Below are 12783 nucleotides of genomic sequence, written 5' to 3'. Positions count from 1 at the left end.
GCCCCGATGACTGCGTCAATCGACGAGATCACCAGAGCACTGCGGGAATCGGTCAAGGAGACCCGGCGGCTGCGGCTGCGAAACGACGAGCTCGAGGCGACGCTCCGCGAGCCGGTCGCGATCGTGGGGATGTCGTGCCGCCTGCCGGGGGGTGTGACGTCGCCGGAGGAGTTCTGGCAGCTGTTGTCCGAGGGCCGGGACGCGGTGTCCGCCTTCCCCGCGGACCGGGGCTGGGATCTGGCCGGGCTGTTCGATCCGGACCCCGATCACCTGGGGACGTCGTATGTCCGCGAGGGCGGGTTCCTGGACGGGGTGTCCGGGTTCGACGCGGAGTTCTTCGGGATCTCCCCGCGCGAGGCGCTGGCCATGGACCCGAGGCAGCGGCTGCTGCTGGAGACCTCCTGGGAGCTGTTCGAGGCGGCCGGAGTGGATCCGCTCGGCCTCAAGGGCAGCCGGACCGGGGTGTTCGTCGGCGCCGGTCCGACGGACTACCCGCACGGCGTGGAGGGCTACGCGGTGGCCGGGACCACCCCGAGTGTGCTGTCGGGGCGGCTGTCGTACGTGTTCGGGCTGGAGGGCCCGGCGGTGACGGTCGACACGGCGTGTTCGTCGTCCCTGGTGGCGCTGCACCTGGCCTGTCAGGCCCTGCGGGCCGGCGAGTGCTCGATGGCGCTGGCCGGCGGGGTGGCGGTGATGTCGAGCCCGAAGGTGATCGTCGAGTTCAGCCGGCAGCGCGCGCTGTCGGCGGACGGGCGGTGCAAGGCGTTCTCCGACGCCGCGGACGGATTCGGGTTCGCCGAGGGCGTCGGGCTGCTGCTGCTCGAGCCGCTGTCGCAGGCCCGGCGCCGGGGGCACGAGGTGCTCGCGGTCATCCGGGGCTCGGCGGTCAACCAGGACGGCGCGTCGAGCGGTCTGACGGCGCCGAACGGCCCGTCGCAGGAGCGGGTGATCCGTCAGGCGGTGGCGAACGCGGGCCTGTCGCTGCGGGACGTGGACGTGGTGGAGGCGCACGGCACGGGCACGTCGCTGGGGGACCCGATCGAGGCACAGGCGCTGTTGGCGACGTACGGGCAGGAGCGGCCCGAGGGCAGGCCGGTTCTGCTGGGGTCGGTGAAGTCGAACATCGGCCATACGCAGGCGGCGGCCGGTGCGGTCGGCGTGATGAAGATGGTGCTGGCGATGCGTCACGGGACGGTGCCGGCGACGCTGCACGTGGACGAGCCGAGCCGTCATGTGGACTGGTCGGCGGGCGAGGCCGAGCTGGCCGTGAAGGCGTCGCCGTGGCCCGACGCGGGGCATCCACGGCGTGCGGGGGTGTCCTCCTTCGGCGTCAGCGGCACCAACGCCCACCTCGTCCTCGAACAGCCCCCGGCCCACGACGGCGCGGACCCCGCCCCGCAGCCGTCCGGGCCCGAAGACGCCGTGCCTGTGCTGCCGTGGGTGGTGTCCGCACGAGGGGAGGCCGGTCTGCGCGGGCAGGCCGCCCGGCTGGCGGAGTTCGTCGAGGCCCGCCCGGACCTCGACGCGCGCGACACCGCACACTCGCTGGCCCGGCGCGCGGCGCTGCCCCACCGGGCCGTGGTGCTCGGCGCCGACCGGACCGGGCTGCTGAGCGGACTGCACGCCCTGACAGCGGGACGGCCCGCGCCCGGGCTGATCCAGGGCACGGCACGCAGCCGCTCCGGCGAGGCGGTGCTGGTGTTCCCCGGACAGGGGTCCCAGTGGCCGGGGATGGCGCTCGGGCTGCTGGAGACGGCTCCGGTGTTCCGCGACCGGCTCACCGAATGCGACCAGGCGCTGGCGGCGTTCACCGGCTGGTCGGTGTGCGACGTGCTCCGGGGAGCGCCCGGCGCCCCGGACCTGGACCGGGTGGACGTCGTCCAACCGGTGCTGTTCGCGGTCATGGTGTCGCTGGCCGCCCTGTGGCAGCACGCCGGGATCGTGCCCGCCGCGGTGGTCGGACACTCCCAGGGCGAGATCGCGGCTGCCTGTGTGTCGGGCGGACTGTCCCTGGAGGACGCGGCACGGGTCGTGGCGCTGCGCAGCCGGGCCCTGGCGTCGCTGTCCGGGCAGGGGGCGATGGCGTCGCTGGGCCTGGGACGCGAGGACGCCGAGGCCCTGCTGTCCCGGTGGGACGGCCGGCTGACGATCGCCGTCGTCAACGGGCCCGGGTCGGTGGTGGTGTCGGGCGACGCCGCCGCGGCAGCCGCTCTGGTGGCCGAACACCAGGAATCGGACGTCCGGGCACGGCTCCTCCCGGTCGACTACGCCTCGCACTCGCCGCACGTCGAGCGGATCCGGGCCGACGTGCTCGCGCGGCTCGACGGCGTCACCCCCGGCCCCTCGCGGATCCCCTTCTACTCCGCGGTCACCGGCGGGCAGTTGGACACCGCCGAGCTCGACGCGGACTACTGGTACCGCAACCTCCGGCAGCCGGTGCGCTTCGACGAGGTCACCCGGACCCTGCTCGACCGGGGCTACGAGCTGTTCGTGGAGGCGAGCCCGCACCCGGTGCTGACCATGGGACTGCAGGACACGATCGCCGACGCGGACGCCTCCGCACTGGTCCTCGCCACGCTGCATCGCAACCGCGGCGGCCTCGACGACTTCCTCGGCTCCGTCGCGCAGGCCTACGTCGGCGGCGTGCCGGTCGCCTGGGAGAGCGTGCTGGGGCGGCGCGGGAACGACACCCCGGCCCTTCCGTCGTACGCGTTCCAGCGGCAGAGCTACTGGCAGGACCCGACGGCCCCTTCCGCGGACGCCCTCGGCAAGGCGGGACTGCGGGCCGGTGAGCATCCCATGCTCGGCGCCGCGACGGACGTCGCCGACAGCGCCGCCGTGGTGCTGTCCGGCCGTCTGTCGCCGCAGACCCACGGGTGGCTGGCCGATCACGTGGTCGAGGACCAGGTGCTGCTTCCCGGCACCGGGTTCGTGGAGCTGGCGCTGCGCGCCGCGGCCGAAACCGGCTGCTCCGGAATCGGCGAACTCGCGCTGGAAGCCCCCATGGTGGTCCCGTCGCAGGGCGCGGTCCAGGTCCAGGTCGTCGCCGGAGCCCCGGACGACTCGGGCAACCGCCCAGTGAGCGTGTACTCGAGGCCGGAGGACACGTCCGTGGACGGCGGATGGACGTCGAACGCCGTGGGCGAGCTGACCGGCACGCCGTTCGCGGAGGACTTCGGCGACCTCGTGATCTGGCCGCCGGCCGGCGCGGAGCAACTGCCCACGGAGCGGCTCTACGAGGAGTACGCGGAGCGCGGATTCACGTATGGACCGGCGTTCCGTGGGATCCGCCGGGCATGGCGGCTCGGCGACGACGTGTACGCCGAGGTCCGCCTGCCTTCCCCGCAGCGCGGCGAGGCCGGGCGGTTCGGCGTCCACCCTGCCCTGCTGGACGCGGCGGTGCAGGCGGCGGGCATCCTCATGGCGCCGGAAGGCCCGCCGACGGGTGCCGGACTTCTGCTGCCGTTCGTGTTCAGCGAGGTCGCCCTCGTCGCGTCGGGCGCGACCGATCTGCGGGTCAGGGTGCGGCGCAACGGCCCGGACCGGGTGGCGCTGACGGCCGCGGACCTCGACGGGCGTCCCGTCGTCTCGGTCGGCGCCCTCGTCGTACGGCCGGTATCGGCGGAGCAGGTGCGCGCCACGCAGTCGGGCGCGCTCCGCGACGCGCTGTTCAGGGTCGACTGGGCGCCCGTGCCCCGGCCCGGGTCCGGGCCGGGCCCGGCGCGGCCGCGCTGGGCGGTCCTGGGCACGGACGGGGCGGCGGTCGCGCAGCGGCTCGGTGACTCCGGCGCGGTCGTCGACACCTACCGTGACCCGGACGGGCTGCGGGCGGCGATCGCCGAGGGAACCCCGGCGCCCGACCTGGTGCTGTGGAGTGCTCCCGAGGCCGTCCGCGGCAACGGCTCCGCCGACCTGCCCGCCCTCGTCCGGACAGTCACCGCGGCCGCGTTGGGCGTGGTGCAGGCATGGCTGGCGGACGACGACCTCGGCGCCGGCCGGCTGGTGATCAGGACCCAGGGCGCGGTCGCGGCACGGGCGGGGGACGACGTCGCGAACCTGGCGTCGGCCGCCGTGTGGGGGCTGGTGCGCACGGCGCAGACGGAGCACCCGGGCCGGTTCGTCCTGGTCGACGACGGCAGCTGCCCGGAGGATGCCGGACCGGGGGAGGCCTGGGCGGCGGCAGCGGCCTGCGGGGAACCGCAGCTCGCGGTCCGTTCCGGCGAGCTGCTGGCGCCGCGGCTGGCCCGGGCCGCCGACGGCGAAAGCCTGACACCGCCCGCCCGGGCGGCCGCCTGGCGCCTGGAATGCACCGGCACCGGGACGCTGGAGGGACTGACGGCGGCGGAATGCTCACCGCCGACCGGCCCACTCGGCCCGCGCGAGGTACGGGTGGCCGTGCGGGCGGCCGGACTCAACTTCCATGACGTGGTCGTCGCGCTGGGGCTGATCCCCGGTGAGACGGATCTCGGCGGCGAGGGCGCGGGAACGGTGACCGCCGTCGGCAGCGACGTACCTGACCTGGTGCCAGGGGACCGGGTCCTGGGTCTGCTGACCCATGCGTTCGGGCCGCTCTCGGTGACCGATCACCGGCTGCTCGCCAAGATCCCCGAGGGATGGTCGTTCGAGGAGGCCGCTTCGGTGCCGGTGGCTTTCCTCACCGCGCACTACGCGCTGTCCGACCTGGCGGGGCTGCGACCCGGCGAGTCCGTGCTCGTGCACGCGGCGGCCGGTGGGGTCGGCATGGCGGCCGTCCAGCTCGCGCAGCACCGGGGCGCACAGGTGTTCGCGACCGCCAGCCAGGGCAAGTGGCCGGTCTTGAGGTCCGCCGGACTGGACGACGCGCACATCGCGTCCAGCCGCACGCTCGAGTTCGAGCGGCAGTTCGGCGACGTGAGCGCCGGGCAGGGCGTCGACGTCGTGCTGAACTCGTTGGCCGGAGACTTCGTCGACGCCTCACTGCGGCTGCTACGGCCCGGCGGACGCTTCGTCGAGATGGGGAAGACCGACATCCGCGACGGCGCCGACGTCTCCGGCAGCCATCCCGGGGCCGACTACCGGGCATTCGAACTGAACGACGCGGGACCGGACCGCATCAAGGAGATGCTGTCCGAGATCATGAGCCTGTTCCACGCCGGTTCACTGACGTTGCCACCGGTCACCACCTGGGACGTCCGCGACGCGATACCGGCGTTCCGGTTCATGAGCCAGGCCCGGCACGTCGGCAAGATCGTGCTGACCGTTCCGCCGGCGCTGGACCCCGAGGGGACGGTGCTCGTCACCGGCGGCACCGGAACCCTGGCCGGCCTCGTCGTGCGCCATCTCGCCGAGCACGGAGCCAGGCACTTCCTGCTGCTGAGCCGCCGCGGCCCCGAAGCCCCCGGTGCGCAGGCCCTTCACGACGAACTGGCCGAGCGGGGCGCCCGGGTGGAGATCGTCGCCTGTGACGTCGCCGACCGGGCCGATCTCGCCCGGACGCTGGCCACGGTGTCGGCTGATCACCCCCTCACGGCGGTCGTGCACGCGGCCGGCGTCCTCGACGACGGGATCCTGCCCTCGCTCACCCCGGACAAGATCGACACGGTCATGCGGCCCAAGGTCGACGCGGCCCTGCATCTGCACGAGCTCACCGCCGGGGCCGACCTCGCTTCGTTCGTTCTGTTCTCCTCCGGCGCCGGGCTGACCGGCGCACCCGGACAGGGCAACTACGCGGCCGCCAACGTGTTCCTCGACGCGCTCGCCTGTCACCGGCGGGCCATGGGCCTGCCGGCGACGTCGACGGCGTGGGGCCTGTGGGCGCAGACCAGCGAGCTGACCGCCGGCATCACCAGCTCCAACCGGGCACGCATGAGCGGGTACTTCGCCCCCTTGCCCACCCAGCAGGCGCTGGCCTTGTTCGACGCCGCACGCGGCTCCGCCGAACCTCTCCTGCTGGCGACCGGTATCCGCACCGGCCGGCTTCGGACCCTTGCCCGTGACGGTTCGCTCCCGGCGCTCTGGCGGGGGCTGATCAACACGCCGGCCCAGCCACGGATCGTGGCCTCCGACCCCGCCACCGGTGTGGCGAGGCAACTGGCCTCGCTGAGCGAAGCCGACCAGCGGCAGTTCCTGCTCCACCTCGTCCGGTCGCACGCGGTGGTCGCGCTGGGCGGCGGTGACGCGGAGAGCATGGATCCGGACAGCCCGTTCCGGGACATCGGGTTCGACTCCCTCACCGCCGTCGACTTCCGCAACAGGCTGGCCGGCGCGACCGGCTGCCGGTTCCCGGCGACGCTGGTCTTCGACCATCCCACTCCGGCCGAACTCGCCGAGCACCTGCGCACCAGGCTCACCTCCGAGGCGGCGCCGCAGTCCGTGCCGGTGCTCGACGAGATCGACAGCCTCGAGAAGGGCCTCCTGCGGATCGAGCCGGGTGAGGAACTGCGGGACAGGATCGCCCGGCGCCTTCGCACGCTGCTGAGCCGATGGGACGACGCTCACCCCGAGAGCGGGGCGCCGTCCCGCGAGGGCGCGGCGACCGCCCTCGATTCCGCCCTCGATTCCGCCCTCGACTCCGCCACCGACGACGAACTCTTCGCGCTCATCGACGCAGACCTCCCCGACACCGCATGACGGGCGGCCTGCCCCTGGACACGGGCAGGCCGGCCATCCGGCGGAGGCCGTGGACCCGGCTGGTCATCGGCCCTGTCGCCGGTCCACGGCGGGCTGGGACCGGGAGCGGACCGGGCACGACTACCGCGACGCCGGCGCCTCGCCACCGCAGAGGCGCAGTGCGCTTTCCAGGCACAGCGCGTCCGCCTCGTCGGTGGTGAGGCGCTCGGCGGTGACCTCTGCCGTGGCGGCGTGCTGCAGTCCGATGACGGCTGCGGCGAGCCACGCGGCGGGGAGGGGCGCACCGAAGTCGCCCGTGTTCTGGCCTCGCCGGATGAGCCGTTCGAGCCGCGGGGGCACGACGTCGGACAGAGCGTTGCGGTTCGGGCGCGGAGCTCCGGGTCCGGTGGGGTTGAGCAGGAGGGGGTTGCGGCGAAGGAACCGCCAGCCGGCGTCGAGGAACTGGGCCAGCGCCTCGGCGGGCGGGTCGACGTCGAGGCCGGCGCTGTCGAGCGCGGCGATGTATTCGGCGGCCGCGGCCTCGATGAGGGCGGCGACCAGCGCGTCGCGGGAAGGGAAATGCGCGTAGACCGTCTGGCGGGTGACGCCGGCCGTGGCGGCGACGTCGTCCATGCTCGCGTCGGGCCGCTCGCCGAGCACGACCCGGGCCGCGTTGAGGATGGCGTCGATGCTGCGCCGGGCGTCGGCCCGGCGGCGGCGTGGCGGCGTGATGGTGTCGTGCGATTCGGCCATTCCCAGAAGATACGCGTTCGGCCATAACCTTGACAAGCTGTAAGAGATTGGCTAACTCTTACGGCATGTCAAAGAAAAGTTCGGGTGCGGATCATCCGGCGGTCGAGGCGCGCGGTCTGGTCAAGGTCTACGGCGAGAACCGAGCGCTGGACGGGATCGACCTCACGATCGGGCGCGGTCAGGTGTTCGGGTTCCTCGGCCCCAACGGCGCGGGCAAGACCACCACGATCCGCATCCTGGCCACCCTGACCCGGCCGGACGGCGGCACCGCCCGCGTCCTCGGCCACGACGTGCTGACCGAGACGGACGCGATCCGGGCCCGGGTGGCGGTGACCGGCCAGTTCGCCTCCCTCGACGAAGATCTCACCGGACACGAGAACCTGCTGATCCTCGGCCGGCTCAACGGACTGTCCCGGGCGGCCACCAGGAAGCGCGCCGACGCCCTGCTCGCCGCGTTCGACCTGACCGGCGCGGCCGACCGGCCGGTGGGCGGCTACTCCGGCGGCATGCGCCGCCGGCTCGACATCGGCGCGAGCCTGGTCGTGACGCCCGACCTGCTGTTCCTCGACGAGCCGACCACCGGCCTCGACCCGCGCAGCCGTAACCAGGTGTGGGACCTGGTCCGTCGGGTCGCCGCGGCCGGCACCACGGTGCTGCTCACCACCCAGTACCTCGAGGAGGCCGACCAGCTCGCCGAGCGGATCGCGGTCATCGACAACGGCCGGATCGTGGCCGAAGGCACCAGCGCCCAGCTCAAGTCCCGGGTCGGTTCGGGCACCCTGCACGTCCGGCTCCTCGACGGCGAGCAGCGTCCGCACGCGCTGCAGATCCTGGCCGACGTCCTGGGCGGGACGGTCCAGGCCGCCGCCGACCCCCTTTCCGTGTCCGTGCTGCTCGCCGGCCGGCCCGACGAGACGGACGTGGGCCGGCTGGTGGGGCGCGCCGCGACCCGGCTCGCCGACGCCGGGGTGGGCATCGCCGACCTCTCCCTCGGCCAGCCCAGCCTGGACGAGGCCTTCCTCGCCCTGACCGGCCACGGGGCCGGTCCGGCCACCATCGACCACGAGGAACTGAACGCATGAGTACTCCTGCCGTGTCCACGCGCCCCGCCGCGCCGGAGGACCCGATCGACGCGCTCCTCGCCGAGGGACGCGTACGCGGCCGTGCCGGCGCCCTCGCCGCATCGGCCACCTTCGGCAGGCGCGCCATGCTGAAGCTCAAGCACGACCCCAAGCAGCTCGTGGACTCCTCCGCCATCCCGATCCTGCTGACGGTGCTGTTCACCTACCTGTTCGGCGGCGCCATCAGCGGTTCGACCAGCGAATACCTCAAGGTCCTGCTGCCCGGCGTGCTCAGCATGAGCATCGCCATCGTCACCATGTACGGGGGCGGCCGTCTCGCCCAGGACGTGCGCAGCGGAGCCTTCGACCGCTTCCGCGGCCTGCCGGTCTGGCGCGGTGCCTTCGTGCTCGGCGGGCTGCTCAGCGATATCGCCCGCTATCTGTTCGCCTCCGCCATCGTGCTCGTCCTCGGCATGATCATGGGCTACCGCCCCGACGGCGGCGTGCTGGGCGTGCTGCCCGCGGTCGCCCTGGTCGTCGCCTTCGGACTTTCGCTGTCCCTGGTGTGGGCCGCGGTCGCCCTGGCCGTCCGCGACCAGGCCGTCGTCCTCAGCATCGCCAACGCCGTGCTGATGCCCCTGTCGTTCGCCAGCAACATCTTCGTCCAGCCGAGCACCATGCCCGGCTGGCTCCAGGCCTTCGTCGACGTCAACCCGCTCAGCCATGTGTCGAGCGCGGCCCGCGCCCTGATGAACGACACCGGAGGCGCCGGCGGCGACGTCCTGTGGTCGCTCGCCGCGATCGCCGTCCTCACTCTCGTATGCGGCCCGATCACGCTCCGCCTCTACAGCAAGCAGGGCTGACCCCCCGCTGCCCCCTGCCTTGCCCGGGGGCCATGGGCAGAGCGACCGCCACCGGTCTTCCGGCGGCGGTCGCTCTCCCTCGTCAGCCCCGGATCACCGGGAGGAGCAGGTCAGGACCCCTGGCCCTCGGCCCGTATGACGGCGGCCAGCCCGGCGACCGTGGGGTGGTCGAAGAGCCTGCGCAGACCGTCGTCCTGACTCTCGGTCGTCCCGAACTCCTTGCCGATGCGTTCCAGGACGCCGATCGCGTGCAGGGAGTCCCCGCCGAGTTCGAAGAAGTTCTCCTCCGTCCCGAAGTCGTCGCGCTCCAGGACCTCTTGCCACACCCGCAGCAGCGTCCGCTCCAGCTCGTCCTGCGCAGCGGACGGCCGGGCGGGGGCCTGGTGGTCCCTCGGGGCGGGCAGAGCCGACACGTCGACCTTCCCGTTCGCGCTGAGCGGCACCCTCGGGATGACGAGATAGTGGCGCGGCACCATGTATTCCGGCAGGACCTGTTCGAGCTCGGCCCGCAGCGCGTCGGCGTCGGGATGCGTCGGCCCCGTGACGGCCTCGCCTGCCGCGGGCACCAGGTAGGCGACCAGCTGGCGGCGGCCCGTCCTGGGGTTGGTGTCCACGGACACCAGTGCGTCACGGACGCCCGGATGCCGCAGCAGCGGGGCCGCGATCTCTCCGAGCTCGATGCGGTAGCCGTTGAGCTTGATCTGCGAGTCCTCGCGCCCCAGGAACTCGATGTCCCCGCCGGGGAGATAGCGGCCGAGGTCGCCGGTCCGGTACAGCCGGGCCTTGGTCCGGGGATGCACGACGAACCGCTCCGCCGTCCGCTCGGGATCGGCCCAGTAGCCACGGGCCACACCGCTTCCGCCGATGTAGATCTCACCCGTCGTCCAGACCGGGCTCGGTTCGAGCCACTGGTCGTACACATGCATGGTCTGGTTGGCGAGCGGCTTGCCGTAGGGGATCCGTGACCAGTGCGGGGGCACCGCGCCGATCGGGTAGTGGATCGACCAGATGGACGCCTCGGTGGCGCCGCCCAGGCTCATCACCTCGGCCTCGGGGTAGAACGCGCGGATGCGGTCCGGCAGCGCCACGGGGATCCAGTCGCCGCTCATCATGACCAGCCGCAGCCCGTGTCCGGGCGGGGGAGCGGCCGGCTCGTGCGCGTCGATCCACGCCTGCATCAGGGCCGGCACGGTGTTCCAGATCGTCACCCGGTGCCGGTTCACCAGCTCGCTCCAGTGCCGTGGCTCCTGCGACCTGCTCGGCTCCGGCATGACGACGGCGCCGCCCGCCGCCGGCAGGCCGAAGACGTCGTACACGGAGAGGTCGAAACTGAGGGCGGACAGGGCGAGGACCCGGTCGTCCGGGGTGACGCGGTAGCGGTCGTTGAGGTCCTGGACCGTGTTGGCCGCGGCCCGATGGTCGATCATGACGCCCTTCGGCGTGCCGGTCGACCCGGAGGTGAAGATCACGTATGCCAGGTCGTCCGGGGCGGGACCGGCCGGCGGCGGGGTGGGCGGCGCGGACCGTACTGCGGCGTCGGCGAGGGTCACCAGCCGGATGCCGTCGGGCCAGGTCAGCTCGGAGCGCAGCTGCGGTGTCGTGACCACGACCTGGACCCGGCCCTGCTGGAGGAGCTGCGTGCGCCGGGCGTCCGGCCAGCGCGGCTGGATCGGCAGATACGCGGCCCCCGACCGGGTGACGCCGAGGGCCGCCGCCACCTGCTCGTACCCCTTCTCGGTGATGACGCCGATCAGGGTGTCCCGGGTCGCGTCCATCGACTGCAGGACGTGGGCCAGCCGGTAGGCGTCGCCGACCAGCTCGCGGTAGGTGTGCTCGCCGTCGGCCGAGATCACGGCGGTCGCGTCCGGAGTCCGTTCGGCCTGTTCCTCGACCAGGCCGCAGAGCGTCCGCTCGGGGAGCGGGGCCTCGGTGGCGTTGGCCCGGCGGCGCTCGTCGGCCTGGGCGGCCGGGAGCGTGACGAGCTCCCGCTCGTCCCACGCGGCTTCGCTCTCGCCGAGGCGTTCCAGGCACGCCCGGTGGGCGAGGAACATCTCCTCGATCATGCCGACGGGGAAGAGTCCGTCGACGAAGTCCCAGTTGACCAGCAGCTCGCCCCGGTCCTCGAGCACCTGGTAGTCCAGCCAGACCTGGGGCGTCTGGCTGACGCCGTACACGACGTCGCCGAACACCTGGGCGGTCCCGGCGAGATCGGTCGCGGAGTCGAAGCCGATCATGCTCGTGAAGACGACCGGCATCGCGGCCCCCAGCCGACCCCCCAGACGTCTGGCGCGCTCCCGCATGACGCGGACCCCGGAGTAGGCGGAGTGCCCGAGATCGTCCATGAGCTGGTGGTGCAGGCGTTTCGCCCGCACCGTGAAGGAGTCCTCCGGCTCGGGACGCGCCTCCAGGGGGACCAACGAGGTGAAGTCGCCGATCACCTCGCCGATCCGGGGATGGAGCGGCCGGCGGTTGAACAGCGTCAGGTTGAGAGTGAACTCGGGCCGCTTCGACCAGCGCCGGAGCACATCGGCGTAGGCGGTGATGAGCACGGCGGACGGAGTGAGCCCCCGGCGCCGGGCGGTCTCCTTGACGGCGGACCACTGCTCGCGGGACAACCGGCCCTCACGCCGGGCGAACCTGGGGCGGGAGAGCTGCCCGGGCTGGACGGCCAGGGGCAGTTCGGGAGCGGGTGGCAGCCGGTCGAGCCGGTCCAGCCAGTACTTCTTGTCGGCTTCGAACGGCTGCTCGCTCTGCTGCCGCTGCTCGGCGAGAACGTAGTCCCGGAACGTGACGTCGACGGGCTCGGGCGGGGAGTCCGGCCGGCTGTAGAAGCGGAACCAGTCGCGCTGGAAGATTCCGAAGCTGAAACCGTCCATGACCAGCATGTCCAGGCTGAGGTGCAGACGCCACCGCCGGTCGTCCAGCCGGGTCGCGCGGACTTCGAACAGCGGACATCGGTCGGCGGGCAGGACCTGGTGCGCCAGCTCTTCCCGGATCCGCGCGATCCCCCTCTCCTGCGCCGCGTCGTCGAGCCCGGACAGGTCGGTGACCCGGATGTCGTACGGCGCGACCTCGGGCAGGACACGCTGACGGCCGTCGGGCTGGATGATCGCCCTGAGCATGTCGTGGCGCCGGACGACCTGGTCGAGGCTTTGGCCCAGCCTCGGCACGTCGAGATCCATGGCATCGAACTCGAGGTAGCAGTGGGTCGAGTTCCCGCCCAGCTCCACCGCCGGTGTCCGCCCCACCCAGTACGCGTGCTGGATGTCCGTCAGCGGGAACGGCTCATGCCGCTCCTCGGGCCGTGGAACCAGGCCGGCCGGCTCCTCCGTGCTCCCGGAGCGCGAGATGATCTCGACGAGCTCGTCCCTGCGGAGCTTCATCTCCTCGCGCAGTTCGGGGGTCAGGGCGTCGGGCGGGGCCGTCACATGAAGCCGGCCGTCGGCCAGCCGTAATCTGACCCCCCGGCGGTACAGCTCGGCGAAGAGATCCGTGGTCATCGTGCCTGCCTTCCTGGC

5 protein-coding genes are annotated in these 12783 nt (G+C 72.9%); 3 read left to right on the top strand and 2 right to left on the bottom strand.

The genetic code is table 11. From position 1 onward, the window contains the following. Nucleotides 1-6: 6 nt before the first annotated feature. Nucleotides 7-6609, top strand: a complete 6603-nt coding sequence (locus ACZ5SK_RS18255) for an SDR family NAD(P)-dependent oxidoreductase (protein ID WP_468576282.1) — start codon at nt 7-9, stop codon at nt 6607-6609. A 120-nt stretch (nt 6610-6729) separates the two neighbouring features. Here the strand turns inward: ACZ5SK_RS18255 and ACZ5SK_RS18250 are convergent, their stop codons facing one another. Next, nucleotides 6730-7341, bottom strand: coding sequence for a TetR/AcrR family transcriptional regulator (locus ACZ5SK_RS18250; protein ID WP_468576281.1), 612 nt, complete (start codon nt 7339-7341; stop codon nt 6730-6732). A gap of 65 nt (nt 7342-7406) precedes the next feature. Between ACZ5SK_RS18250 and ACZ5SK_RS18245 the strand changes: the two genes are divergently transcribed. Continuing rightward, nucleotides 7407-8423 (top strand): ATP-binding cassette domain-containing protein, encoded by a 1017-nt coding sequence (locus tag ACZ5SK_RS18245; protein ID WP_334576000.1) that lies wholly within the window; start codon nt 7407-7409, stop codon nt 8421-8423. After that, on the top strand, nt 8420-9265 hold the full coding sequence (locus ACZ5SK_RS18240; protein WP_334575998.1) for an ABC transporter permease: 846 nt from the start codon (nt 8420-8422) through the stop codon (nt 9263-9265). The genes ACZ5SK_RS18245 and ACZ5SK_RS18240 overlap by 4 nt, the downstream gene beginning before the upstream one ends. Nucleotides 9266-9375: 110 nt before the next feature. Here the strand turns inward: ACZ5SK_RS18240 and ACZ5SK_RS18235 are convergent, their stop codons facing one another. Beyond that, complete coding sequence (locus ACZ5SK_RS18235) at nt 9376-12765, bottom strand: non-ribosomal peptide synthetase (RefSeq protein WP_468576279.1); 3390 nt, start codon at nt 12763-12765, stop codon at nt 9376-9378. Nucleotides 12766-12783: the final 18 nt, after the last annotated feature.

The sequence above is a fragment of the Streptomyces sp. NPDC031474 genome (assembly GCF_055581185.1).
The sequence above is the reverse complement of the archived record's forward strand: the minus strand, read 5'-3'. Positions and strand labels throughout refer to the sequence as shown.